The organism is Shinella yambaruensis (assembly GCF_050859155.1).
GTDB lineage: Bacteria > Pseudomonadota > Alphaproteobacteria > Rhizobiales > Rhizobiaceae > Shinella > Shinella yambaruensis.
Genome location: NZ_CP150638.1, coordinates 3,319,727 through 3,343,175 on the forward strand (window position 1 = coordinate 3,319,727; position 23,449 = coordinate 3,343,175).

The 23,449-nt window shown below is 64.5% G+C and carries 24 protein-coding genes; 10 read left to right on the top strand and 14 right to left on the bottom strand.

Annotation, left to right across the window (positions count from 1 at the left end; genetic code table 11):
* Positions 1-9 precede the first annotated feature (9 nt).
* On the bottom strand, positions 10-1,206 hold the full coding sequence (gene mnmA / locus WMC41_RS16305) for a tRNA 2-thiouridine(34) synthase MnmA (protein ID WP_432344840.1): 1,197 nt from the start codon (positions 1,204-1,206) through the stop codon (positions 10-12).
* Between the two features lie 225 nt (positions 1,207-1,431).
* Complete coding sequence (locus WMC41_RS16310) at positions 1,432-2,181, bottom strand: helix-turn-helix transcriptional regulator (protein WP_244768365.1); 750 nt, start codon at positions 2,179-2,181, stop codon at positions 1,432-1,434.
* 436 nt (positions 2,182-2,617) lie between these two features.
* On the opposite strand from WMC41_RS16310, the gene WMC41_RS16315 reads away from it, so the two are divergent.
* On the top strand, positions 2,618-2,893 hold the full coding sequence (locus tag WMC41_RS16315; RefSeq protein ID WP_023515011.1) for a DUF1153 domain-containing protein: 276 nt from the start codon (positions 2,618-2,620) through the stop codon (positions 2,891-2,893).
* 65 nt (positions 2,894-2,958) lie between these two features.
* Here WMC41_RS16315 and WMC41_RS16320 read toward each other — a convergent pair whose 3' ends face one another.
* On the bottom strand, positions 2,959-3,420 hold the full coding sequence (locus WMC41_RS16320) for a paraquat-inducible protein A (protein WP_288079834.1): 462 nt from the start codon (positions 3,418-3,420) through the stop codon (positions 2,959-2,961).
* 141 nt (positions 3,421-3,561) lie between these two features.
* On the opposite strand from WMC41_RS16320, the gene WMC41_RS16325 reads away from it, so the two are divergent.
* Positions 3,562-3,843 (top strand): GNAT family N-acetyltransferase, encoded by a 282-nt coding sequence (locus WMC41_RS16325; protein ID WP_432344843.1) that lies wholly within the window; start codon positions 3,562-3,564, stop codon positions 3,841-3,843.
* 84 nt (positions 3,844-3,927) lie between these two features.
* Here WMC41_RS16325 and WMC41_RS16330 read toward each other — a convergent pair whose 3' ends face one another.
* Positions 3,928-4,278 (bottom strand): flagellar export protein FliJ, encoded by a 351-nt coding sequence (locus WMC41_RS16330; protein ID WP_432344845.1) that lies wholly within the window; start codon positions 4,276-4,278, stop codon positions 3,928-3,930.
* Between the two features lie 527 nt (positions 4,279-4,805).
* On the opposite strand from WMC41_RS16330, the gene ctrA reads away from it, so the two are divergent.
* Entirely contained in the window at positions 4,806-5,504 is a 699-nt protein-coding gene (ctrA, locus tag WMC41_RS16335) for a response regulator transcription factor CtrA (RefSeq protein ID WP_064331096.1), read from the top strand.
* Between the two features lie 160 nt (positions 5,505-5,664).
* Here the strand turns inward: ctrA and WMC41_RS16340 are convergent, their stop codons facing one another.
* Positions 5,665-6,027, bottom strand: a complete 363-nt coding sequence (locus tag WMC41_RS16340) for a response regulator (RefSeq protein ID WP_244768362.1) — start codon at positions 6,025-6,027, stop codon at positions 5,665-5,667.
* A 115-nt stretch (positions 6,028-6,142) separates the two neighbouring features.
* On the bottom strand, positions 6,143-6,796 hold the full coding sequence (chpT, locus tag WMC41_RS16345; RefSeq protein ID WP_432344848.1) for a histidine phosphotransferase ChpT: 654 nt from the start codon (positions 6,794-6,796) through the stop codon (positions 6,143-6,145).
* A 219-nt stretch (positions 6,797-7,015) separates the two neighbouring features.
* Between chpT and WMC41_RS16350 the strand changes: the two genes are divergently transcribed.
* The 3 genes from WMC41_RS16350 (at position 7,016) to WMC41_RS16360 (ending at position 9,289) form a co-directional block, all read left to right on the top strand.
* A complete protein-coding gene (locus WMC41_RS16350) occupies positions 7,016-7,594 on the top strand; it encodes a DUF1134 domain-containing protein (protein ID WP_244768360.1) in 579 nt (192 codons plus the stop codon).
* 138 nt (positions 7,595-7,732) lie between these two features.
* Positions 7,733-8,881 (top strand): hypothetical protein, encoded by a 1,149-nt coding sequence (locus tag WMC41_RS16355; RefSeq protein ID WP_432344850.1) that lies wholly within the window; start codon positions 7,733-7,735, stop codon positions 8,879-8,881.
* Positions 8,882-8,905: 24 nt separating this feature from the next.
* Complete coding sequence (locus WMC41_RS16360; protein ID WP_272806427.1) at positions 8,906-9,289, top strand: hypothetical protein; 384 nt, start codon at positions 8,906-8,908, stop codon at positions 9,287-9,289.
* A 35-nt stretch (positions 9,290-9,324) separates the two neighbouring features.
* On the opposite strand, the gene WMC41_RS16365 is transcribed toward WMC41_RS16360, so the two are convergent.
* Positions 9,325-10,155, bottom strand: a complete 831-nt coding sequence (locus WMC41_RS16365; RefSeq protein ID WP_432344852.1) for a TrmH family RNA methyltransferase — start codon at positions 10,153-10,155, stop codon at positions 9,325-9,327.
* 6 nt (positions 10,156-10,161) lie between these two features.
* The gene (locus WMC41_RS16370) at positions 10,162-10,554 is read right to left on the bottom strand and encodes a hypothetical protein (protein ID WP_288079830.1); all 393 of its coding nucleotides are present in this window, start codon (positions 10,552-10,554) and stop codon (positions 10,162-10,164) included.
* Between the two features lie 35 nt (positions 10,555-10,589).
* Here WMC41_RS16370 and WMC41_RS16375 point away from each other — a divergent pair, with 35 nt between their 5' ends.
* From WMC41_RS16375 to WMC41_RS16385, 3 genes are all read left to right on the top strand, one after another.
* Positions 10,590-11,615 carry an RluA family pseudouridine synthase gene (locus tag WMC41_RS16375; RefSeq protein ID WP_432344856.1) on the top strand — a complete coding sequence of 342 codons (1,026 nt, stop codon included), beginning with the start codon at positions 10,590-10,592 and terminating at the stop codon, positions 11,613-11,615.
* Positions 11,616-11,873: 258 nt separating this feature from the next.
* Positions 11,874-12,779 (top strand): RNA polymerase sigma factor RpoH, encoded by a 906-nt coding sequence (gene rpoH / locus WMC41_RS16380; protein WP_064331103.1) that lies wholly within the window; start codon positions 11,874-11,876, stop codon positions 12,777-12,779.
* A 162-nt stretch (positions 12,780-12,941) separates the two neighbouring features.
* Positions 12,942-13,490 (top strand): GNAT family N-acetyltransferase, encoded by a 549-nt coding sequence (locus tag WMC41_RS16385; protein ID WP_432344859.1) that lies wholly within the window; start codon positions 12,942-12,944, stop codon positions 13,488-13,490.
* Between the two features lie 61 nt (positions 13,491-13,551).
* Here the strand turns inward: WMC41_RS16385 and WMC41_RS16390 are convergent, their stop codons facing one another.
* Together WMC41_RS16390 and WMC41_RS16395 are read right to left on the bottom strand one after the other, a co-directional pair.
* The gene (locus tag WMC41_RS16390; RefSeq protein ID WP_432344861.1) at positions 13,552-15,783 is read right to left on the bottom strand and encodes a hypothetical protein; all 2,232 of its coding nucleotides are present in this window, start codon (positions 15,781-15,783) and stop codon (positions 13,552-13,554) included.
* Positions 15,784-15,852: 69 nt separating this feature from the next.
* Positions 15,853-17,157: an adenylosuccinate synthase gene (locus WMC41_RS16395; RefSeq protein WP_244768352.1), complete on the bottom strand. Its 1,305-nt coding sequence runs from the start codon at positions 17,155-17,157 to the stop codon at positions 15,853-15,855.
* Between the two features lie 221 nt (positions 17,158-17,378).
* On the opposite strand from WMC41_RS16395, the gene WMC41_RS16400 reads away from it, so the two are divergent.
* A complete protein-coding gene (locus tag WMC41_RS16400; protein WP_244768351.1) occupies positions 17,379-18,272 on the top strand; it encodes a DMT family transporter in 894 nt (297 codons plus the stop codon).
* A gap of 220 nt (positions 18,273-18,492) precedes the next feature.
* Here the strand turns inward: WMC41_RS16400 and serA are convergent, their stop codons facing one another.
* The 4 genes from serA to WMC41_RS16420 all read right to left on the bottom strand — a co-directional run bounded on the left by serA (position 18,493) and on the right by WMC41_RS16420 (position 23,398).
* Positions 18,493-20,088 carry a phosphoglycerate dehydrogenase gene (serA, locus tag WMC41_RS16405; RefSeq protein ID WP_244768350.1) on the bottom strand — a complete coding sequence of 532 codons (1,596 nt, stop codon included), beginning with the start codon at positions 20,086-20,088 and terminating at the stop codon, positions 18,493-18,495.
* 75 nt (positions 20,089-20,163) lie between these two features.
* Complete coding sequence (locus WMC41_RS16410; RefSeq protein ID WP_432344866.1) at positions 20,164-21,345, bottom strand: phosphoserine transaminase; 1,182 nt, start codon at positions 21,343-21,345, stop codon at positions 20,164-20,166.
* Between the two features lie 177 nt (positions 21,346-21,522).
* Positions 21,523-22,356, bottom strand: a complete 834-nt coding sequence (locus tag WMC41_RS16415; protein ID WP_244768348.1) for an outer membrane protein — start codon at positions 22,354-22,356, stop codon at positions 21,523-21,525.
* Between the two features lie 208 nt (positions 22,357-22,564).
* Positions 22,565-23,398: an outer membrane protein gene (locus WMC41_RS16420; RefSeq protein ID WP_244768347.1), complete on the bottom strand. Its 834-nt coding sequence runs from the start codon at positions 23,396-23,398 to the stop codon at positions 22,565-22,567.
* Between the last annotated feature and the right edge of the window lie 51 nt (positions 23,399-23,449).

Sequence of the window (23,449 nt, forward strand, 5' to 3'; positions counted from 1 at the left end):
TGCAGGTGTTCAGGCCGCCGCCGGGGTCGACAGAATGCGCCTGAGGGCGTCTTCGGCGGCCGGTTCCCGCTCGGAACGCAGGATAAAGCCGCCGCCATGAATGCGGGCGTCCTCGCCTTCGCCGGAATAGAGCGCGCAGGCCTGGCCGGGCGCAACACCCGGCTCTCCTTCGGCAAGCTCCACATAGAGGCCGCCGGGGCCGGACTTGAGGCGGGCGGGGCGCGGCGGGCGCGTCGAGCGGACCTTGGCGTAACAGTCGAAGCCCGCGGCGGCCACGGCCTCCAGGTCGCCGTCGCCGAGCCAGTTGATATCGCGCAGGTAGAGGCGGCGCGTTTCCAGCGCCTCCTTGGGGCCGACGATGACGCGGCGCGAGCGGGCGTCGAGATAGACGACATAGAGCGGCTCGCCCGTCGCGATGCCGATGCCGCGGCGCTGGCCGATCGTATAATGCAGGATGCCGTCGTGGCGGCCGAGCACGCGGCCGTCGATATGCACGATGTCGCCGGCAAGCGCCGCATTGGGCTTCAGCTTGTTGACGATGTCGGAATATTTGCCCTGCGGCACGAAACAGATGTCCTGGCTGTCGGCCTTCTTGGCGACGACGAGGCCCATCTCCTCGGCAAGCGCCCGCGTTTCGGCCTTCGAGAGATGGCCGAGGGGGAAGCGCAGATAATCGATCTGCTCCTGGGTCGTGGCGAAGAGGAAGTAGCTCTGGTCGCGCTCGGCATCGACCGGCCGATAGAGCGCGCGGCGCTGCGGCGCGTCCGGCGCCGGGTTCGGCCGGGAGCGGATGTAATGGCCGGTGGCGAGCGCATCCGCGCCGAGCTCCTTGGCCGTGGCCAAAAGGTCGGCGAACTTGACAGTCTGGTTGCAGGCGACGCAGGGGATCGGCGTTTCACCGGCAATGTAGCTTTCGGCGAAGGGATTGATCACCGTCTCGCGGAAGCGCTTTTCATAGTCGAGCACGTAGTGCGGGATGCCCAGCGTTTCGCAGACCCGGCGCGCGTCGTCGATGTCCTGGCCGGCGCAGCAGGAGCCGGCGCGGTGCACCGCGGCCCCATGGTCGTAGAGCTGCAGCGTGATGCCGAGCACGTCGTAGCCTTCGCGTTTCAGGATGCCGGCCACGACGGAGCTGTCCACGCCGCCCGACATGGCGACGACGACACGGGTATCTTCCGGCTTGCGATCGAAATCGAGACTGTTCACGCGAGGTCCGTTCCGGTGCTGCGGCGCTTGAAGGCCCGCCGCAGGGCACCTTTCACTGAGGTTTGCTTGACGCAAGGACGGCGCCCCGCAATCGGCGCGGCGTCTTTCGGGCGACATATAGAAACTTGCCGCACCGAGGGCAAGAGAAGGCCGGAACCGCGTCTTTCCGGCCGCGCATCGGCCCCGCCTTCCCGGTCCGCCGGCAAGGGCCTCGCGCCAAGGAAATCAGATGAGGCGCAGGCGCAGCGCGATGGCGATCGCCTGCATGCGGTTGACCGCCTTGAGCTTGCGGGTCGCGCTCTTGAAATAGCTGCTCACCGTATAGGCCGAGATGCCGAGGATGATGGCGATCTCGTCGCTGCTCTTGCCGGCCGCCGCCCAGCGCAGGCACTCGACCTCGCGGCTCGACAGTTTCTCCCGGCTCGCCGTGGCCGCCACGAAGGTCTTTTCAAGGCACTCGAAAAGCTGGAGGGCGGCGAAATGCAGGTCCGTCAGCTCCCGGCGCGCAAGCGGGGCCTGCGTGCCGGAAAAGGCCATCAGATAGGGATCCGATGTCGTGGAATGCAAAAGGAAGGCCGTCGAGGCGGCAAGGCCGTGGCTTTCGGCAAGCGCGATCGCCTCGCCGGCCTGGCCGTTCTCCCAGTCCGACGGGGCGAGGAGCGAGCTGTCGCCCTGCACGGGCAGCTTCGTCATGCCCGTCTCGATCGCCAGCCGGCTCAGATGGAAGAGGTTCATCGCATCGTACTTGCGCACGAGATCGGCCGGCCAGTTGCTGACGATCAGCCGCTCGGCAAAACGCTGCTGCTCGTTGGCCGGGAAGCGCGACACCAGGAAGTGACTGAAGCCGAAATGGGTGGCGCACTGGCGCATGAGGTGCAGGACCTCGTATTCGGTCTGCACGGATTCGATATTGGCCGTGGACAAGAATTCAGGCGACCAGGCCTGCTGCAGGAGCATGTTGTCTGGATCTTTCATTTTCCGTTTCCAACAGCCGGCGCGAAGGCCGGGCTCGGGTGCATTCTCGATCCGGAAAATTTAAGGCGCACCCCTTCACAAGAGCGGCGACGAAAAACGCCGCGGAAGCCATATCCCGACTGGGAACAGCTCGCGGAGGAAATTCATGGTGATGCATCCCAGGGCTTCCGGTGGCATCCATCGACGCCGCCCTTAAATTTGGGGGCGTATTAGCAGGATTTGAATAAAAGGGAAATGAAATATTTGCATGGCTCCCATGCGGGTGTTGCGCAGGGCGAGCATAGCAAACGTAAGGGAAGCCAGGGCTTCCAGCCCCGGGTACAACGGGCGAAGCCGCTCAAAAGATTAGAAAATTGTTAGTATGCGTTTAGGCAAATCTTAAATGTGGCGGGCTACAGTCCCCGGCATATGGTCTTGAGTTTATGTAGAGAGTCCAATGACCGATCTGATACGACCCCGCGTTAAATACGTCATCGGCCCCGATGGCAGCCCCCTGACGATCGCCGATCTGCCGCCGGCCAACACGCGGCGCTGGGTGATTCGCCGGAAGGCAGAAGTCGTCGCCGCCGTACGTGGCGGGCTCTTGAGCCTCGAAGAAGCCTGCGAGCGTTATACGCTGACGGTCGAAGAATTCCTCTCCTGGCAGTCCTCCATCAACGATCACGGCCTTGCCGGCCTGCGCACCACGCGCATTCAGCAGTACCGCCACTAACCGTTTCATTTCCGATCAAGACCCCTACGGCTGCGCCCCGCGCGGCCGTAGTTTCGTTTGAGGGGTCAAGCGCCGCGCTCGGCCGGGCGCAGCTTCATCTGCAGAAGGCCGGTCATGATCGCCGAGGCGGCGTAGAACCAGAGGCCGGGCTGGGTGAAGGCCGAGGCCATGCCGCTCGTCTTCGCCGCGACGATGACGAGCGCCACCAGCATCACATCCATCATCGACCATTTTCCAAGGATCGGCAGCAGCCGGGCGAGCCAGTTCGCCTTGCCCTCCGGCGGCGTCGGCGCGGTCGCCTCCAGCGCGATCGCGAAGAGCTTGATCACCGGAAAAACGATGGAGAACAGCGCGACGAGCACCGCAAGCCCCCCGCTCCCCTGCCCCCAGAGCGAGACGACGATATCGATCAACGAGGGCGTCTCGTCGAAGAAGTAGAGTTTTTCGAAACGCACGAGCGGCAGGACGAGGCCGAAGGCGAGGAACAGCGCGGAGAACACGAGAAGGGCGGGAACGACAAGGATCATGGCAGACCATCGCTGGTTTCGATGCCCCTGCATAGCACCGCGGCGACGCGGATGCAGCACGGTCTGTTCACATCCCGCACGGTTGCGGGAGGGCGCAGGACAGGAAAGGATGGCACCAAAGCAACGAGAGCGAGGGCCATCATGGACATCACCAGCGAAGAAACCGGCTCGAAGGGCCGCTATTCCGCCACCGTCGACGGGCACGAGGCGGAGGTGACCTATTCACGCGCCTCGCCGAAGCTCGTCATCGTCGACCATACCAGCGTGCCGGATGCGCTGCGCGGCAAGGGCGTCGGGCAAGCCCTGGCGGCCCATGCGGTGGAGGAGGCACACAAGGGCGGCTGGAAGATCATGCCGCTCTGCCCGTTCTTCCGCGCGCAGGCCATGCGCCACAAGGAATGGCACGACGTCGTCAATCTCTGACACGGCCTCCCCTCAAAAAAACGCGAAGAGCCCTCGTGAGCGGTCTTTCGGCCGCTCGCGAGGGTTCTTCAGAACCGGATCGGGTCAGGCGCGCAGCCGGACCGCGTTGTCGCGCTCTTCGAGCGCCGAAGCCTTGGCGAACTCCGCCTCCGCCTCTTCCAGCGCCAGTTCGGCCGTGTCCTGCTGCACCTTCAGTTCCCGGATCGAGACCTGGAGGTTGTCGGAACGCTGGCGCGCCGCCTTGGCGAAGGTGGGGTAAGCGAAGTGGTTGGGATCGGTGATCCCGGATTTCTTTTCCTCGATGGCGATCTGGCTTTCCAGTTCCTTCGACATCCGTTCGAATTCGGACATCATCAACTGAAGCTGGGCCAGCTGCCGCCTCTTCTCTTTCACCTGAAATTCCTTCAGGCGAACTAGGCTCTCACGCGACTTCATACGCAATACTCCCGTGGATAGCGAGACCCCGGCATTGGAGCGAACGACCGCCAAAACGCGGCAACCGTTCACCCGGCATTCCAAATCAGTGCCCGAAGCGCGGCGTTTCACCGCACGCCGGAGACCGGCATTGAGCCCGAAACCCGGCAAAACGCGCCGGGCCTGCGAAAAAATTCAGCGATATTAATAAAACCCTACCGCTGGTAACCTTTCGTTTACGGGCATCGTTAATCATAGGTGCGATGATTTAAGGCTCAGTAAATGCGGTTCGCTAAAAAACGGGTGCGTCACATTGATGAGTCGAAAGAGTCGGTTAACCGTGCTTCTTAAAGAGACAGTTTAAGAGTCACATTTCTGATTCATCCATGAAATCAGGGGGCTGCCTAAAATAATTAACAGATCGATACACCTTGCCAAAGGGAATCAGGATTTGTTAACCAATTCGTGGCAGCCTCCAAATCAGGCAACGACTGGATCCGTATCGCGTAGGGGGCCAGGTACCTTGAGCGGCGGAAAAGGGGACAGATATGCGGGTACTACTCATTGAGGACGACAGCGCGACGGCGCAGAGCATCGAACTGATGCTGAAGTCCGAAAGTTTTAATGTGTATACCACCGACCTCGGCGAGGAAGGTGTCGATCTCGGCAAGTTGTATGATTACGATATCATCCTGCTCGATCTGAACCTGCCCGACATGTCGGGTTACGAGGTTCTGCGCACGTTGCGCCTGTCCAAGGTCAAGACGCCGATCCTCATCCTCTCCGGCATGGCCGGCATCGAGGACAAGGTGCGCGGCCTCGGCTTCGGCGCCGACGACTACATGACCAAGCCGTTCCACAAGGACGAGCTCGTCGCCCGCATCCACGCCATCGTACGCCGCTCCAAGGGGCACGCCCAGTCGGTCATCTCGACCGGCGAGCTCATTGTCAACCTCGACGCCAAGACGGTCGAGGTCGGCGGCCAGCGCGTCCACCTGACGGGCAAGGAATACCAGATGCTCGAGCTGCTCTCGCTGCGCAAGGGCACGACGCTCACCAAGGAAATGTTCCTCAACCACCTTTACGGCGGCATGGACGAGCCGGAACTGAAGATCATCGACGTCTTCATCTGCAAGCTGCGCAAGAAGCTGGCGAACGCCGCCGGTGGCGCGAACTATATCGAGACGGTCTGGGGCCGCGGCTATGTGCTGCGCGAGCCCGACGGCGACTATCTCGAAAGCGCCTGACCCGGTTCTCCTCCCCTTTTTCGCTCAAGATTTCAACCCGCCGCTTGCCGGCGGGTTTTCCTTTGTTCGAGTTGGTCGTGGGCGGGGCGAGACATCGATAAACGAAAAACGCGGCCGGCTCCTCAAGAGCGGCCGCGTTGGTCAGTCCGGTGTCGTCGTCTCAGGCGGCGGCCGAGAGGCTGCCGAAGACCTGGGTCAGGATCTTGCGGTCGAAGGGCTTGAGCAGGAAGTCGTCCGCGCCGGCGCGTTTGCCCATCATCATCTTCTTCAGGTCCGCCTCGACCACGCAGTAGTAGATGCGCACCGACTTGCCCTGCGGCAGGTTGCGGACATTGCCGATGAGTTCGAGAGCCCCGTCCATCGTCGAATCGACGATGAGGATATTGGGCAGCTCCGCCTCGCAGCGCACAAGGGCTTCCAGCGAGCTCGACGCTTCCAGCACAAGGAAATCGAAACCGGAGAGAATACGTTTGCCGACCTTACGGACGACGTCGGAACCATCGGCGATCATCAACCGCTGCATTCGCTGCTCCTAGGTCTCCCGCCCGTTAAGCGGGAACAATACAAGGTGCAACTCTACCGCCGACTGGCAAACAAAGCGTTAGCGGCCATGGTTAACGGGCCATGGCCGCCATCGATCATTCCGAGGCCGGAACGACCCGGGCCGAGAAGACGATCTCCTCGGGGCTCACGGCGACGTCGAGCGCCATGCCCGCCTCATCGGCGAGCAGCACGGTGTAATAAGGCTGGATGGAATGGGCATCGACCGCCTCTTCCGGCGTGCCGGAGAGGATTTCCGTGAACTTCGGCGGCACGCGCAGCATACGGCCCCTGGCGACGAGCTTGAAGGTGGCGTCGAATTCCGGATTGTCGAGCGTCACGTCGATCGAGCCGCCGCGCGGAATGGCGCCATAGGCGACGAGGAACAGGTTGAGCAGCAGCTTGACCCGGTTCTTCGCGACGATGGCACGCGGCCCGGTCCAGGTGATCTCCGTCTTCTTCTCGGCGGCGGTGAAATCGCGCGCGGCCTTTTCCGCCTCGCCCGTGTCGATCGACGCACCGACCGAGCCGGAGGCACCGAAGGCAAGTCGCGCGAATTTCAGCCGGACGGAGGCATTGAGCGCGCTGGTGCGGATGAGGTCCATCGCGTCGGCATCGGCGCCACCCTCGTCAAGCAGCTCCAGCCCGTTGTTGATCGCCCCGACAGGCGAGATGACGTCATGGCAGACACGGCTGCACAGAAGCGCTGCCAGGTCGGGACCGGTCAGCGTAAGGTTCGGATTTTTCGCCATAAATTTCTCCCAGATCCACGCATCACTTCACGCGGACGGCCCTAGCATGGGCACATTCGCGGGCATCCTGCGCGACGCATAGCACGCGGGAATTGCGCGAGGCGTGCCCGATTTGAAGACAGCCATAATGACACCACATTTGGTAAACCGATTGTTAAGACGATCGGATCAAATTGCAGCATGGAACGGGGCCGATACATGAAGGAAGGCGAGCGGGACATGGGTGTTTCAAATCTGGTCACGATCGCGCTCAGGATCGTAACAGCGGCGATCCTGGCGCTTTTCACGGTTCTGCCGGCGCAGGCGCAGCAGAACGGCCAATATTCCATGCAGGAGATCGTCGACGCCGGCCACGGCTTCTTCGGCTCGACCTCGGGCGGCCTTGCCAAGGTGGTCGAACGCGCCTTCGAATCCTACGGCCTGCCCAACGGCTACATCCTCGGCCAGGAAGGGTCCGGCGCCTTCGTTGCGGGCCTGACCTATGGCGAGGGCACGCTCAACACAAAGAATGCCGGCCAGCATTCGGTGTTCTGGCAGGGCCCGTCGCTCGGCCTCGACTGGGGCGGCCAGGGCAGCCGCACCATGATGCTCGTCTACAACCTGCCCGACGTCAATTCGCTCTACGAGCGCTACGGCGGCGTTTCCGGCTCGGCTTATGTGATCGCCGGCGTCGGCATGCAGGTCAACGTCAACCGCGACGTCGTGCTCGTGCCGATCCGCACCGGCGTCGGCGCCCGCCTCGGCATCAATGCCGGCTACCTGAAGCTGACGCGCGAGCCGACCTGGAATCCCTTCTGAGAATGAAAGGGCGCCCTCGCCCGTCCGGTTAACCGAGAGTTGATTTCTGGTGGAGGACCCCTCCCGCAAGGTTGGACGAGCCGCTATAGTGGGCTCGTTCGAGCCCCGTTTGGGGCCAGTTTTGGAACGAGTGGACCCGTGATCGAGTATGCCCTTCTCTTCGCGCTCGGCTTTCTCGCCGCCACGCTGACCGGCCTGCTCGTCGCGCCGGCCGTCCAGAAGCGCATCGTCAAGTTCACCGAGAACCGCATGCGCGCCACCATGCCGCTGAGCCCGCAGGAGGTGCGCGCCCAGAAGGACATGGCCCGCGCCGCCTATGCCGCGGAAAACGCCCGCCTGTCGGAAGGGATACGCCGCGAACGGGAGAAACAAACGCTGGAAATGGTGCGCAACGAGAAGCTGCTGGCGCAGGCCGCGGCGATCGGCACGGAAAATGCCGAACTGCACGCCCAGATCGCCGACATGAACATTGAGGCCGGCGATATGCGCTCCGCCCTGCGGCGTGAGGAAATGAAGGGCGAGCAGCTCAAGGCGGCGCTCGCGACCGCGGACCGCGAAATCCGCGGCAAGGTGGCCGATATCGAGGCGCTTCACGCCCGCATCCACCACCTCGAAGCCGATCTCGACGCCATGAAGATCGATCTCGCCACCCGCGACACGACGATGGAAAACCTGAAGAGCCGCATCGGCAATCTGAAGGACGAGCGCGACAGGCTGCGCGAGGATCTCAAGACGGCGAACCAGAGCGCGAAGGCCCTGGAAGTGCGCCTGTCGCGCGAGGAGGGCCGCGTGCTCCAGCTCGAAACACGGCTGACGCGCGAGCTTGCCGGCAGTGCCGACAAGGACAATGCGATCGAACGGCGCATTGCGGAAATCAACCGCCTGCGCGACAAGGTGAAGACGTTGACAGCGGAAAACAAGGAAGCGGTGAAGGCCGTGCGTTCCACAGAGCTTGCCCGCACCATCGCCGCAAGCCGACCCTCGCCCCGGCGTACCGACAAGGTCGCACCCCCGCCGATCGACATCGCCGCGCTGGAAGAGGACGTGCGCAACCAGGGCACCGCCCTCTCCGAACGGCTGATGGCGGCGAAGACCGGCGAGAACGATGCGGCACTGCGCGAGGAGATGGCCGATCTCGCCAGCAAGATGATCGTGCTGACCGCTACCCGCGAGGGCGCCGGTTCGCCGGTGCACGATCTTATCGCCACGATCGACCCCGCCCTCGACGGCGATGAGCGCAGCCTTGCCCAGCGCGTGCGCGAGCGGATCGGCCGCGACGAGGCATAGCCTGTCGCGGCGGAGGAGCGCGAGATGAAGGCAGCAATCCTGGCCCTGCTCATCGGCGTCACCGGCGCGACGGCCCCCTCGCCCAGACAGGCAGCCAGCATCGACGGGCGCTATTGCGGCCGGCTGTGGAGCAACGGCGTGCTGGTCGAGGCGATCACGGTGCTGAAGCTTGCCGGCGACGGCCGGCTGGGCGGAACCTATGAATTCGTCGACGGCGGCGGCCGAACCTCGGGCACCCTGAGCGAGGATCCGCCCGGCGAGGGCCTTGCCCGTACGCTCGACTGGCAGGACATGTACGGCAGCGGCAAGCTCTCCATCACCCTCAGCCCGGATTTCAGCGGTTTCACCGGCACATGGCAGGACCAGACCGGCGGGCCGAACGAACTGTGGGACGGCGTTCGCTGCTGAGGGGCACTGCGAACAACGGAAGGGCCTGCGAGCGCCTACGCGAGACGCCCCATGGCAAGCGCGATCTGGTAGAGCGCGATGCCGCTCGCCGTCGCCACGTTCAGGCTGTCGAGCCCCGGCCGCTGCGGAATGCGCGCCGTGCGGAAGGAGGAGAGAATGGCCTCCGGCAACCCCTCGCCCTCCGTGCCGAGCACGAGCGCGATGCGCCGCGCAGCCGGGATCTCCGCCACCGGCACCGCACCGCGCGGCGAAAGTCCCCAGATCTCGAATCCTGCGTCCGCAAGGCCGGCGAGCATGGCCTCGGCGCCGGGGCCGCAGGAAAACGGCACGCTCAGCACCGAGCCGACGGAGACGCGGATCGCCTTGCGGTAGAGCGGATCGCAGGAGGTCTCGTCGAGGAACACCGCATCCGCGCCGAAGGCGGCGGCATTGCGGAAGATCGCGCCGACATTGTCATGGTTGGACAGGCCGCAGCCCGCAAGCACGAGGCTCGTTTCCGGCAGGCGGCCGAGAAGCGCGGCCCCCTGTTCCGGCGGCGGCTTGCGGCCGAGCGCCAGCACGCCGCGATGCATGTTGAAACCGGCGATCGCATCGAAGACCGCGGCCGAGGCGACATAGACCGGCACCGTCTCCGGGAAGGAGGCCAGCACATCGGCAACGCCTGCAAGGCGGTTTTCGAGCAGCAGGATGGCCTCGGCGGCAAACCCGTTCTTGCGGGCCGAAACCCCGCCGAGCATGCGCAGCACCACCGTGCCCTCGGCGATGAACAGCCCGTCCCGGCCCGTCAGGTCGCGCTCGCGGATCGAGACGAAACCCGCAATGCGCGGATCGGCGGGATCCTCGATCAGGGCTGGCTCCGCCGCCATGACCGATCAGTTGCCTGCGATGGCGACCTCGGCGACGATGCGCCCGGCCGCGATGTCGAAGAGGAACGCCTTACGCGCGCCGTCGGCCATCACGCCGTAGAACAGGATCTGGCCGCCGGAATTGGAGACCGCGGAGACGGCGAAGCCATCGGGCAGCGTCGCGGTCGCCTTGACCGGCGCGTCGCTCGGCACGGCCAGGGCGCCGCCGGACGAGGCGACGGCTTCCGGCTTGCCATCCCGCGCGTTGATCTTATAGACAATGGCCGCAAGCACCGCCATGAACATCAGGAGCATGATGCCGCCGGAGACCAGTTGCAGGCGCATCATCTTGCGACGAACATTTTCCATCACCGGGTCGAGCGGCTTGTCTTCCTGATCGTCGTTTTCGATGTTGGACATGGCAGGCGCCCTTCCGGCAATGAATGTAGTGAACGATGACCGACCCCTTTAAAGAAGCCGACGCCACAAGAAAAGTCCTGACGGTACCGGAAGACGCCGAAGGGCGCATCGACGCCTGGCTCGCCGCCACGCTTGCCGGCGATTTCTCGCGCAGCCGCATCAAGGCACTGATCGAGGAAGGAGCCGTTCACGTCAACGGCGCGGCCATCGGCGAGCCGAAGCGCAAGATCCATCCCGGCGACCGCGTCGAGATCGCCCTGCCGGAGCCGCGCGACCCCGAGCCGAAGGCCGAGGACATCCCGCTGGAGGTGCTCTACGAGGACGACGACCTGATCGTCATCTGCAAGCCGGCCGGCCTCGTCGTCCATCCCGGCGCCGGCAACTGGACCGGCACGCTGGTCAATGCGCTCATCCACCATTGCGGGACGAGCCTTTCCGGCATCGGCGGCGTGCGGCGCCCGGGCATCGTGCACCGGCTCGACAAGGAGACGAGCGGCGTCATGGTCGCTGCCAAGAACGACGCCGCGCACCGCCACCTCTCCGACCAGTTCGCCGATCACGGCCGCACCGGCCCGCTGGAACGCGCCTACCAGGCCGTCGTCTGGGGCCGCCCTCGCCAACTCAGGGGCACGATCGACGCCCCGCTCGGCCGCGGCATGGACCGCACCAAGCGCGCGGTGAAGCGCGAGGACGCCGACGATGCCCGCGAGGCGATCACCCATTACGAAGTGGTCGAGCGCTATGGCGAAACCGAGGACGGCACCAGCCTCGCCTCCCTCGTCGAGTGCAACCTCGAAACCGGCCGCACGCACCAGATCCGCGTGCATATGGCCCATATCGGCCACCCGCTGATCGGCGATCCGGAATATGGCGGCGCCTTCAAGACCAAGGCCAACCGGCTGCCGGAAGAGGCGCGCGACGTGGTGAACGGGTTCCACCGCCAGGCGCTGCATGCCTTCCTGCTGCAGTTCGAGCATCCCTCGACGGGCGAGACCCTGCATTTCGAAGCCCCGCCGCCGGCGGATCTGGCCCGCCTGATCGAGGCGCTGCGGGCCGTCTAGCACGCCGCCGCCCCTTGATTCCCGGGCGCTGGACCCCATTTGAGGGATGTGTCGCAAAATCCGTTCCGCCCGTCCCGCCTTCACGCAGCCGTGAAGCTTGCGGAGCCTTGAAACATTGTTTCGCCACACCTATCTGTAGGATCAGTGGGGTCGCCATGACCCACGGGGAGCATGGTTGCTGACGGGGATCCGGTTTCCAGGATCAGGCTCCGTACCAAGGCTTGCCGGAATGGAAGCCGTCTCAGAAAGGGGTGCTGAATGGCCCGCAATACGCTGCCGTCGATCACGGCCGGAGAAGGTGGTCTCAACCGCTATCTCGATGAAATCCGCAAGTTTCCGATGCTTGAGCCGCAGCAGGAATATATGCTCGCCAAGCGTTACCAGGAGCACGGCGACCGCAACGCCGCCCACCAGCTCGTGACGAGCCACCTTCGTCTCGTGGCGAAGATCGCCATGGGCTATCGCGGCTACGGCCTGCCGATCGGCGAAGTCGTCTCCGAGGGCAATGTCGGCCTCATGCAGGCCGTGAAGAAATTCGACCCGGAACGCGGCTTCCGCCTTGCCACCTATGCGATGTGGTGGATCAAGGCCTCGATCCAGGAATATATCCTGCGCTCGTGGTCGCTGGTGAAGATGGGCACCACCGCCAACCAGAAGCGGCTGTTCTTCAACCTGCGCCGCATGAAGGGCAAGATCCAGGCGATCGACGACGGTGACCTGAAGCCCGACCAGGTGAAGGAAATCGCCACCAAGCTGAAGGTCTCGGAAGAGGAAGTCGTTTCGATGAACCGTCGCCTCACCGGCGACGCCTCGCTGAACGCGCCGATCAAGGCCGGCGAGGGCGAATCCGGCCAGTGGCAGGATTGGCTCGTCGACGACCACGACAGCCAGGAACAGACGCTGATCGAGCAGGATGAGCTGGACACCCGCCGCGCCATGCTGGCGCGCGCCATGGGCGTCCTCAACGAGCGCGAGCGCCGCATCTTCGAGGCCCGCCGCCTCGCCGAAGACCCGGTGACACTGGAAGAGCTCTCCGCCGAGTTCGACATCAGCCGCGAGCGCGTCCGCCAGATCGAGGTCCGCGCCTTCGAGAAGGTACAGGAAGCCGTGCAGAAATACGCGGCCGAACAGGCCCGCGCCGTGCGTGTCATCGAAGACGCCTGATAGGCGGCCATCCGACCATGAACAGGCCCGGCAGCGATGCCGGGCCTTTTGCTTGAGGCTTGCCGCATCGGCGCTTCGCCGGTCCATCCTTCGGGCAGCGCATCACGGGGCGGGCAGCGCGCCGGATTTTGCCGTGCGTGGTATTGAAACTGGACATCGACAATGACCGAAGCCTATCGCCTGCCGGAAGAATTCACGACCGAACGCTGTCTGGTCCGCCGCATCCGCCCTTCCGATGCGCAGGCGCTCTTTTCCGGATGGGCGACGGATCCCGAGGTGACCCGCTACCTCACCTGGCGCCCGCATACGGACATGTCCCAGACGCAGGATTTAATCCGGCATGCCAGCCGGGAATGGCAGGCCGGTGCGAGCTTTCCGGCGGTGATAAGCCCCCGGCAGGCTCCCGGCGATCTCATCGGCATGGTTCATCCCCGCCTTGCATCGACAAAGGTGTCCTACGGCTGGCTTGTCCGCCGGGACCATTGGGGGCAAGGCGTCGCCAGCGAGATCGTTCGCTGGGTCGTCACGCATGCGCTCTCGCATCCGTCTATTTTCCGGGCGGAAGCGACGTGCGACAAAGCCAACACCGCTTCGGCGCGCGTGATGGAGAAGGCCGGCTTGGTACGGGAGGGGCTCTTGCGCCGCCACATGCTTCATCCGAACCTGTCGGACGAGCCGCGCGACAGCTTCCTCTATGCCCGGGTGCGGTGAGCACCGGCCGGGCATGAAAAAGCCCGGCAGAGCCGGGCTTTTGCCTTGACGGAAAATCGCCTTACTGGCTGCCCGGCGTGCCGAGCGTCGCCCAGGCCTTCATCACCTTGTCGAAAGCCTCCGCGCCGGCCGTGCCCTTGTCGAGCGTGATCAGCGCACGGCGGCCGTTGCGGTAGGTGATCGGGATGTCGATCCAGCTGCGGGTGCGCAGGAGGTCCGTGTTCTTGGCGATCGCCTCGGGGAAGTCGTTAAGCGCGATCATGTGAAAATCGTCGGTGATCTTCGCCGGCACGGCGATCAGGGCGTCGCCGCGATCCTGCTCGGTGCGCTTCATCGCCACGCGCTGCACGCTTTCGATGCCGCCGCCTTCGAAATTCTCCGGCAGCGAGAAGACAAGCTCCACCAGATGGCTCGCCGGCAGGGAGCGGTCACCGTTGCGGCGGAAGGTGATCAGCGCCGTCAGGCCCTTGGAGGGCACGTTGACCTGCGCGCGCACCACCGGCTCGTCCTTGGCGTCGCCGCCCGGCGATTCTTCCGCGCTCGACCAGGCCACCGTGCCTTCGATCGCCGTCGGCGCCGTCTGGCCGAGGCGCTCTTCGTAGAGGAACATCTTCTGCGTCACGCCGATCGCCGGCTGCTCGCCGGTGGCTGCGGGCGTACCGCCCTCCGTCGTGGTCGTCGCATCGCCCGTGCCGGCAGGCGTCTGTGCCGCGCCGTCGGTTTCAGGGGTCGCCTCGCCCGTCGTCGTGCCGCTGGCTGCCGCGGGACCGTCTTCCGTCGTCACGCCCGCCGTTTCCGGGGTCTGCGCGGCGACCGACTTGCCCTCTTCCGGCGTTGCGCCGTCGAGCGCGGCGGCCGGCCCCTCGTCCACTTCGGTCCCATCCGCCAGGAGGCGCTGCGTGAACTTGCCGGTACCGCTCGGGGTTGCCACGGCAACCTCGGTGTTCGTCGATGTGCCTGCCGCGGTGTCCGGCGTCTGGGCCGTCGCGCCCGAGGTGGTGTTCGCCGCCGGCAGGCTGCGGCTGCCTTCGGCGGTCTCGGCCGTCTGCGGGGTTTCTGCCGGCGTTTCGGTGGAGGGCGCGGTGAAGGCGGCGATCCGCTCGTTGACCCAGTCGTTCACCGTATCGCGGTTGAACCAGTAGGCAGCGCCGGCACCGCCGACAAGGGCGACCAGCGCCACCACGGCTGCGAGCGCCGCGACATTGAGGCGCGACTTGCGCGGCTCGGCGCGGAAGGAGCGCTGCGGCGCGCGGGCCGTTTCCACGGTCGGCGTGGAAGATGTCGCATCGGCAAGCCCAGCCTCTGCCATGGCGGCCGCACCGGCAGCGGCCGCACCAGCCTTCGGGCCGTGGCCGAGAAGTTCGTCGAGATCGCCCCAGTCGCGTGAAGACGCCTGTTCCGGCGTTGCCTCCGGCTGTGCGGCCTTCTCCTCCGGCCAGTCCCAGGCGAGCGGGTCGCTGGCGGTGGTGTCCGCCGGCTGGACATGGTTTTCCGCCGTCATATCGGCCGGGCTCGCCTCGTTCCAGTTCCACTGGGCCTCGGCCGAGGGCATGCGGGTGTCCGCCGCCGGCTCGGCGTCGGGCACCTGCTCTTCATGCACCGGATCGCCATGCACCGGATCGGCCTGCACCTGCGGCTCGGCGGCCTCGGCCGTCTCCTCCGCTTCCGCCTCGTGCGCAGGCTCCTGTTCCGGCTCCTGCCAGGAAGGCACATAGTCGTCAGCCGGTGCGGCCTCGACATGCCAGGACGGCTCGTTGTGCGCCTCGACGATGGCCGGCTGCTCTTCCTGCCCCGCAAGGTCTTCGGCGGGCGCGGCGTGCTCAGGCTCGGGCTCGGCATAGGCTTCGGCCGGCGGGGTATCCTCCACCGGCGGCTCGGCGGCCGGCTCCTCCTCGATCGCCTGTGCTTCTGCTTCATCGGCAGGCGCGTCTACGGCCTCGGCGACTGGCTCCTCATGATGCACCGGCTCGGTCTCGGCAACCGCTTCTTCAGCTTCGGGAACGGCGGCGGGTTCCTCCGCCACCGGCTCCGGCTGCAACACCTCTTCGGCGGGTTCCGGCGCGATGTCCTCGGCAGGCAGCGCCTCGGCATGGTCTATCTCGACGCTGTTGATCGCCGCCTCGAGCTTGTCGAGCTGACGCTTCACAAGGTCATCGGAAGGGCGCGGGTTCATGGATTCGAGCTGCCGGCGGACGGCGCCGCGGGCCTTCTCGTAAACCTTCTGCCGCATCTCGGCGTTGTTGTCCGAGAGGCCGTCCACGGCCCTTCGAATGACTGCTACAAAATCCGCCATCAGAACTTTCCGTCGTGTCCGCTCGCTATCTCATTGGAATACGTCACGGAACTGGTGTTGAGCTTGAGATTAGTCCTCAAACGGGTCGGTCACAAGTATGGTGTCGTCCCGCTCCGGACTGGTCGAGAGCAGGGCGACCGGGGCGCCGATCAGCTCTTCGACCTGGCGCACATATTTGATCGCCTGGGCCGGAAGATCCGCCCAGCTGCGCGCGCCGACGGTCGATTCCTTCCAGCCTTCGAGCGTGATGTAGACCGGCTCGACACGGGCCTGCTGGCCCTGGCTCGCCGGCAGGTGATCGATTTCCTTGCCGTCGAGCGTGTAGCCGACGCAGATCTTCAGTTCGTCGAGGCCATCGAGCACGTCGAGCTTGGTGAGCGCGATGCCGGTAATGCCGTTGGTGGCGACCGACTGGCGCACCAGTGCCGCGTCGAACCAGCCGCAGCGACGCTTGCGCCCCGTCACCGTGCCGAATTCATGACCCTTCTCGCCGAGGAACTGGCCGATCTCGTCGTTCAGCTCCGTCGGGAACGGGCCTTCGCCGACTCGCGTCGTATAGGCCTTGGTGATGCCGAGGATATAGCCCAGCGAGCCCGGCCCCATGCCCGAGCCGGCCGCGGCCTGCCCGGCCACCGTGTTCGACGAGGTCACGAACGGATAGGTGCCGTGGTCGATGTCGAGCAGCGAGCCCTGCGCGCCTTCGAACAGGATACGTGCGCCGCGGCGGCGCTCCTTGTCGAGCATCAGCCAGATCGTCTCGCGGAAGGGTAGGACGCGGTCGGCGACCGAGGTCAGCTCCTGCATGATCGCATCATGCGTGATTTCGCTTTCGCCAAGGCCGCGACGCAGCGCATTGTGATGCGTCAGCAGGCGCTCGACCTTGCCCGGCAGCGTGTCGAGATCGGCAAGGTCCATGACGCGGATGGCGCGGCGGCCCACCTTGTCCTCATAGGCCGGGCCGATGCCGCGGCGGGTGGTGCCGATCTTGACGCCGGAATTGGAGTTGGAGGCCGCGTCCTCGCGGATACCGTCGAGTTCGCGGTGCAGGGAGAGGATGAGGGTCGCATTGTCGGCGATGCGCAGGTTTTCCGGCGAGATCTTGACACCCTGCTTTTCCAGCTTGTCGATCTCGGCGATCAGCGCATGCGGATCGACGACGACGCCGTTGCCGATAACGGCCATCTTGCCCGGGCGCACGACACCGGAAGGCAGCAGCGAGAGCTTGTAGCTCGTGCCGTCGATGACGAGCGTATGGCCGGCATTGTGACCACCCTGGAAGCGCACGACAATATCGGCGCGTTCGGAAAGCCAGTCGACAATCTTGCCCTTGCCTTCGTCACCCCATTGCGATCCGATCACCACGACGTTCGTCATTTCATCTTTCCCGTTTTCGCGCACGAGCGCCTTGCTGTTACGCACGCATGCGCGCGCCTGACACAAACCCGCGCATCTATACTGTGTTGTCCTTGGGATTGCGACCCTGTTATGACGGCCGCAATCCGCTTTTTGCATGACATCTGGCGGTTTTTCACCTTATGTGGGCCACCCGCCGGCCCGCCTTGCATGCATCCTTCCACCTATCGGACCCAGCCGCCTTGAACAGCAGAGCCTATTTCTACCTGTGCGTCACCTCGCTTTTCTGGGGCGCGAACTCGGTGGCCGGCAAGCTTGCCGTCGGCCATGTCAGCCCGATGGTGCTGACCACCTTCCGCTGGACCATCGCGCTCGGCGTCATCCTGGTTCTCATGCTGCCGCAGGTGAAGCGCGACTGGCCGGCGATCCGCCGGCACTGGCTGCAGCTGCTTCTCTACGGCGTCTTCGGCTTCACCGCCTTCAACGCCCTGCTCTACACCGCGCTCGGCTATACCAGCGCCATCAACGCCGTCATCGAGCAGGCCGGCATCCCCATGCTGATCTTCGTCTTCAATTTCGCGCTCTTCCGCATCCAGGCCTCGATCGCGCAGGTTCTCGGCTTTACCGTCACGCTGGTCGGCGTTCTTGTAACAGCCGCGCATGGCGAATTCTCGGCATTGGCGGAACTGGAGTTCAACTTCGGCGATGCCCTGATGCTCGGCGCCTGCATCGTCTATGCCGCCTATACGGTCTCGCTGCGCTGGAAGCCGGAGATGCACTGGCAGAGCTTCATCGCCGCGCCCGTCTTCGGCGCGTTCCTCAGCGCCCTTCCGCTGCTCTTCTGGGAAGTGTCGCGCGGCGCCGCGATCTTTCCCGATACCACCGGCTGGATCGTCGTGCTCTATGCCGGCATCTTCCCCTCGTTGCTTTCGCAGGTGCTCTATGTGCGCGGCGTGGAGATGATCGGCGCCAACCGGGCCGGTCTCTTCATCAATGCCATCCCGGTCTTCGGCACCATCCTGTCCGTCGCGCTGATCGGCGAGACGATGCACCTGTTCCACATCGTCGCCCTTCTTCTGGTACTCGGCGGCATCGCGATTGCCGAATGGGGACGGCCGAAAGAGAAGAACAACTGACAAATGCAAGAAGTCACCCGCAAGAACCTGTATTCCATGAAGATCCACCCCTGATTCGGGCGCTTAAATCTTGTCTGGATTTTCAATGTTGCAGTCCCCTGCAACATGGTCTCTTCGAGTTCCAAGTCGTGAAACCGCCTGATCCCCGTGAATGCCGCCAGAGAAAAGGCCCGCCGGAGAGATCCGGCGGGCCTTTCTGTTCGTCTTGGGAGGACGAAGATCAGTCGACGTTGAAGACCAGCGACTTGACCTGGCGGATGGCCGGGTTGACGCGCAGCTTGTTCAGGACATCCTCGGAGACGGCGGCATCGACATAAAGCAGCGCGATCGCATCGCCGCCCTGCTTGTCGCGGCCGAGCTGGAAGTTGGCGATGTTGGCGCCCGCCTCGCCCAGCGTCGTGCCGATGAAGCCGATCATGCCGGGAACGTCGGTATTGGTGATGTAGACCATGTGGTTGCCGACGTCGGCATCGAGGTTGATGCCCTTGATCTGGATGAAGCGCGGCTTGCCGTCGGAAAAGACGGTGCCGGCAATCGAGCGGGTCTGGTTCCCGGTCGTTACCGTCAGGCGGATATAGCCGTCGAAGACGCCCGATTTGTCGCGCTTGACCTCCGACAGGATGATGCCCTTTTCCTTGATCATGACCGGCGCCGAGACCATGTTGACGTCGGCCACCTGCGGGCGGATGAGGCCGGCGAGCACCGCGCTGGTCAGCGCCTTGGTGTTCATCGAGGCCGTCGCGCCGTCGTAGAGGATCTCGATTTCCTTGATCGCGCTTTCCGTGACCTGGCCGACGAAGGCGCCGAGCACGTCCGCAAGGCGGATGAACGGCTTCAGGATCGGCGCCTCCTCGGCGGTGATCGACGGCATGTTGATGGCGTTGGATACAGCACCCTTGACGAGGTAGTCCGACATCTGCTCGGCGACCTGGAGGGCGACGTTCTCCTGCGCTTCCGTGGTCGATGCGCCAAGATGCGGCGTGCAGACGACGTTCGGCAGGCCGAAGAGCGGGCTTTCGGTGGCGGGCTCGACCTCGAAGACATCAAAGCCGGCCCCGGCGACATGGCCGGACTTCAGGGCTTCCGCCAGCGCCTTCTCATCGACGAGACCGCCGCGGGCGCAGTTGACGATGCGGACGCCCGGCTTCGTCTTGGCGAGCGCCTCGGCGTTCAGGATGTTGCGGGTCTTGTCGGTGAGCGGAACATGCAGCGTGATGAAGTCGGCCTTGGCCAGCAGCTCGTCCAGTTCGACCTTGGTCACGCCCATCTCCTCGGCGCGCTCCTTGGAGAGGAACGGGTCATAGGCGATGACGTGCATCTTGAGGCCGATGGCGCGCGAGCAGACGATGGAGCCGATATTGCCGGCGCCGATGACGCCGAGCGTCTTGCCGGTGATCTCGACGCCCATGAACTTCGACTTCTCCCACTTGCCGGCCTGGGTGGAGGCGTCGGCGGCCGGAAGCTGGCGGGCGACGGCAAACATCAGCGCGATGGCGTGCTCGGCCGTGGTGATCGAGTTGCCGAAGGGCGTGTTCATGACGATGATGCCGCGGCGCGAGGCGGCCGGGATATCGACATTGTCAACGCCGATGCCGGCGCGGCCGATGACCTTGAGGTTGGTCGCCGCCGCGATCAGCTTTTCCGTCGCCTTGGTGGCCGAGCGGATGGCGAGGCCATCATAATTGCCGATGATCTCGGCAAGCTTGTCCTTGTCCTTGCCGATCTTCGGCTGGAAATCGACATCGACGCCGCGATCGCGGAAGATCTGGACGGCGGTTTCCGACAGTTCGTCGGATACGAGTACGCGAGGTGCCATGAGAGGCCTCCTTCAATAGATCAGGGAGATGAGATCAAGGGTGGCTTCGCCCTGAGGACGAAGCCAGTCGCAAAATCAGGCCGCGGCCTTGGCGAGCGTCGCCTTCTGGGTCTCGAAGGCCCAGGAGAGCCACGGCATCAGCGCTTCGAGGTCGGCCGTGTCGATGGTGGCGCCGGCCCAGATGCGCAGGCCCGACGGGGCGTCGCGATAAGCGCCGATGTCGTAGGCGACACCTTCCTTGTCGAGGAGGGCGACGAAACCCTTGGCGAAAGCGGCCTGGGCGTCGGCATCGAGCGCCAGCACGTCCTTGTCGGCGATCGTCAGGCAGACCGAGGTGTTGGAGCGCGTCGCCGGATCCTTGGCGAGATTGGCGATCCACTCGTTCTTCTCGACGAAGTCGAAGATGACCTTGGCATTGGCGTCGGCGCGGGCCATCAGGCCCTTGAGGCCGCCGACCTGCTTGGCCCAGTTGAGCGCATCGATATAGTCCTCGACGCAGAGCATGGAGGGCGTGTTGATCGTCTCGCCCTGGAAGATGCCCTCGATCAGCTTGCCGCCCTTGGTCATGCGGAAGATCTTCGGCATCGGCCAGGAGGGCGTATAGCTTTCCAGCCGCTCGACGGCGCGGGGCGACAGGATGATGACGCCATGCGCGCCCTCGCCGCCCAGCACCTTCTGCCAGGAGAAAGTGACGACGTCGAGCTTGGCGAAATCGAGGTTCTGCGCGAAGGCGGCCGAGGTCGCGTCGCAGATGGTCAGGCCCTTGCGGTCGGCCGGGATGAAGTCGGCGTTCGGCACGCGCACGCCCGAGGTCGTGCCGTTCCAGGTGAAGACCACGTCACGGTCGAAGTCGATCATGGAAAGGTCGGGGAGAAGGCCGTAATCGGCCATGATCTTGCGCGTATCGGGGAGCTTCAGCTCCTTCACGACATCGGAAACCCAGCCAGAGCCGAAGCTTTCCCAAGCGACCATGTCGACGCCGCGCGGGCCGAGCAGCGACCACAGCGCCATCTCGACGGCGCCGGTATCGGAGGCCGGCACGATGCCGATGCGGTAATCCGCCGGCACTTCCAGGACGTCACGGGTGAGATCGATGGCCTGCTTGAGCTTGGTCTTGCCGATCTTGGCGCGGTGCGAACGACCGAGCGGAGCATCGGAAAGCGCTTCGAGCGACCAATTTGGGCGCTTCGAGCAAGGGCCAGAAGAGAAATGGGTATTGTTCGGACGCACGTCCGGCGGTGTGACGGTCTTCGTCATGATCGCTATCCTTCCAGATAGATAGCTCCTCGTTGGGGAGGAGTGTCCCGCCGCCGTGAATATGGAAGAGCCGTTTTCAAGTCAAGAGGATTATGTCGCGAACGAAAAATAATGCGGCGCAACGGAAACGGCGCGCCGGTTTCCCGACGCGCCGCCGCGCAAGCAAAGAAAGGGGTGTCACCAGGTGGTGACGCGGATACCCGCACGGAACTCATGCTTCTGGAAGCCCTCGTCCCGTCCCTTGACGCTGACCGAGCCGACGCCGGGCACCTCGGCCGTGCCGCCGAAGGCCTTGCCGCCCGCCATGTCGGAGAAACGATAACCGAGGTCGAGCTTGACGCGTTCGGTGAGGTCGATGGCGGCACCCGCCATCAGCGCATAGGTGAAGCGCCAGCTGTCGTCGCCCTTCACGCGGAGCTCGTCGAAGGTCGCACCTGCGCAGGAGCCCGTGTCGTTCTGGCAGTTCGCCTGGGTGCGGAAGCTGTCCCATTTCATGTAGGTCACGCCCGCACCTGCACCGACATAGGGCGTTATGCCGGCATAGGTTCCGAGATCCACATAGCCGTTTGCCAGGAAATGGGCCGCGCTGTAGTCCGCCTTCTGGCCGAGGCGGCAGGTCGTGCCCGCCGGGGCTGCGATGCAGGGCGAATCGAGGTTCGAGCTGCCGCGCAGCGAGCCGTTGAAGAAGTCCGTCGTCAGGTCGGCGCGCAGGAAATTGTTGAACTGGTAGCCCATGCCGACACCGTAGGAGATGGGCTTGGAGAAGCGGGCATTGTCGAAATCCCCGTCAGCAAAGGTCGCGCCGAAGGCATCGATCCTGTAGTTCGGCTTGTCGTGCTTGACCCAGCCGGAGTAACCGAGATCGCCGCGGATATACCAGCCCTCGGCCACCGTGCTGCCGGAGACGTCGATTTCCGGCGCGTTGATGATGTCGAGATCGCTCGCCGTCACGCTCGTCGCGACGAGGCCGGCAAGAATGGCAATACCAAGCGGTGCGATGCGGCGGAACATGGTCTCGATCCCTCAAGGCCGGGCGGGCCGGCGGTTGCGTGATCGGCGCAGGGCCTTGCATCCTTAAGAGATCGCCACCCTACACCGTTGGTTAACCATAAATCTTAAGGCATGAAGAAACGGTTAAGTGTCCGGATCTGCAACGCGTTCGGGAATGCGAAAAGGCCGCCCGGAGGGCGGCCTTGCAAGGCGGTCGGCAGTACGCCGCTTATTTGTAGACCGGCTGCTCGATCGGGATTTCGGCCGGCGGGATATAGGCCTGCTGCTCGCAGCCGTTGAAGGCGTAGCGCAGACCGGCGCGTGCCTCGTGGCTGTAGAAGCCCTTGTCGTAGCCCGGGCCGCCGCCGGCATTGAAGCCGAACATCTCGCCCTTGGTGACATGGCGGAAGCGATAGCCGAGGTCGGCCTTCAGGTTGCAGGTGACGTCGACGGAAGCACCGGCCATCAGCGCATAGGTGAAGCGCCAGCTCTTCCTGCCGCGATGTTCGAAGGTCGGGTCGCAGTTCGTCGGGTCGCCGGTTTCGCACGAGGTGTTCTTGAGGCCCTTCCAGTTCACATAGGTGCCGCCGATACCTGCGCCGACATAGGGCGTGACGATGCCGTAGGTGCCGATGTCGACATAGGCGTTGGCGAGCAGGCTGAGGGCGGTCAGCGAGGAGACGTCGGTGGAGGTGCAGTTCACGGCGACGCCGCAGCCGCCCGTCGTCGAGCCCTTGAACTTGGACTTGAACATGTAGTCGAGCGTCACGTCCGTGCGGAAGTGGTCGTTGATCTGGTAACCGACACCGCCGCCGATGGTGAAGCCGCTCTTCAGGCGCGTGGAATCGAAGCTGCGATAGGTGTCGTTCGAACCCTGGTAGAAGCTCGCGCCGCGCATCTTGTTATAGGACCAGCCCATGTCGCCGCGCAGGTACCAGCCGCCCGTCTCGATGACGGTTTCCTGCACCGGCGCCTCGATGACCTCCGGCTGGTAGACATCGGCCGCATAACCCGACGTGCCCGTCAGCAGGACGGCAACCACGCCACTCAAAACTTTCCTCATGGCCTTGCTCCAATAGGCTTTGCTTGGGATGGCCGGCGCGCCGGATTCCAA

Coding starts and splice junctions, on each gene's coding strand:
- WMC41_RS16310 (WP_244768365.1), bottom strand. CDS start 2,181: ATGAAAGATCCAGACAACATGCTCCTGCAGCAGGCCTGGTCGCCTGAA.
- WMC41_RS16315 (WP_023515011.1), top strand. CDS start 2,618: ATGACCGATCTGATACGACCCCGCGTTAAATACGTCATCGGCCCCGAT.
- WMC41_RS16320 (WP_288079834.1), bottom strand. CDS start 3,420: ATGATCCTTGTCGTTCCCGCCCTTCTCGTGTTCTCCGCGCTGTTCCTC.
- WMC41_RS16325 (WP_432344843.1), top strand. CDS start 3,562: ATGGACATCACCAGCGAAGAAACCGGCTCGAAGGGCCGCTATTCCGCC.
- WMC41_RS16330 (WP_432344845.1), bottom strand. CDS start 4,278: ATGAAGTCGCGTGAGAGCCTAGTTCGCCTGAAGGAATTTCAGGTGAAA.
- ctrA (WP_064331096.1), top strand. CDS start 4,806: ATGCGGGTACTACTCATTGAGGACGACAGCGCGACGGCGCAGAGCATC.
- WMC41_RS16340 (WP_244768362.1), bottom strand. CDS start 6,027: ATGCAGCGGTTGATGATCGCCGATGGTTCCGACGTCGTCCGTAAGGTC.
- chpT (WP_432344848.1), bottom strand. CDS start 6,796: ATGGCGAAAAATCCGAACCTTACGCTGACCGGTCCCGACCTGGCAGCG.
- WMC41_RS16350 (WP_244768360.1), top strand. CDS start 7,016: ATGGGTGTTTCAAATCTGGTCACGATCGCGCTCAGGATCGTAACAGCG.
- WMC41_RS16360 (WP_272806427.1), top strand. CDS start 8,906: ATGAAGGCAGCAATCCTGGCCCTGCTCATCGGCGTCACCGGCGCGACG.
- WMC41_RS16365 (WP_432344852.1), bottom strand. CDS start 10,155: ATGGCGGCGGAGCCAGCCCTGATCGAGGATCCCGCCGATCCGCGCATT.
- WMC41_RS16370 (WP_288079830.1), bottom strand. CDS start 10,554: ATGTCCAACATCGAAAACGACGATCAGGAAGACAAGCCGCTCGACCCG.
- WMC41_RS16375 (WP_432344856.1), top strand. CDS start 10,590: ATGACCGACCCCTTTAAAGAAGCCGACGCCACAAGAAAAGTCCTGACG.
- rpoH (WP_064331103.1), top strand. CDS start 11,874: ATGGCCCGCAATACGCTGCCGTCGATCACGGCCGGAGAAGGTGGTCTC.
- WMC41_RS16385 (WP_432344859.1), top strand. CDS start 12,942: ATGACCGAAGCCTATCGCCTGCCGGAAGAATTCACGACCGAACGCTGT.
- WMC41_RS16390 (WP_432344861.1), bottom strand. CDS start 15,783: ATGGCGGATTTTGTAGCAGTCATTCGAAGGGCCGTGGACGGCCTCTCG.
- WMC41_RS16395 (WP_244768352.1), bottom strand. CDS start 17,157: ATGACGAACGTCGTGGTGATCGGATCGCAATGGGGTGACGAAGGCAAG.
- serA (WP_244768350.1), bottom strand. CDS start 20,088: ATGGCACCTCGCGTACTCGTATCCGACGAACTGTCGGAAACCGCCGTC.
- WMC41_RS16410 (WP_432344866.1), bottom strand. CDS start 21,345: ATGACGAAGACCGTCACACCGCCGGACGTGCGTCCGAACAATACCCAT.
- WMC41_RS16415 (WP_244768348.1), bottom strand. CDS start 22,356: ATGTTCCGCCGCATCGCACCGCTTGGTATTGCCATTCTTGCCGGCCTC.
- WMC41_RS16420 (WP_244768347.1), bottom strand. CDS start 23,398: ATGAGGAAAGTTTTGAGTGGCGTGGTTGCCGTCCTGCTGACGGGCACG.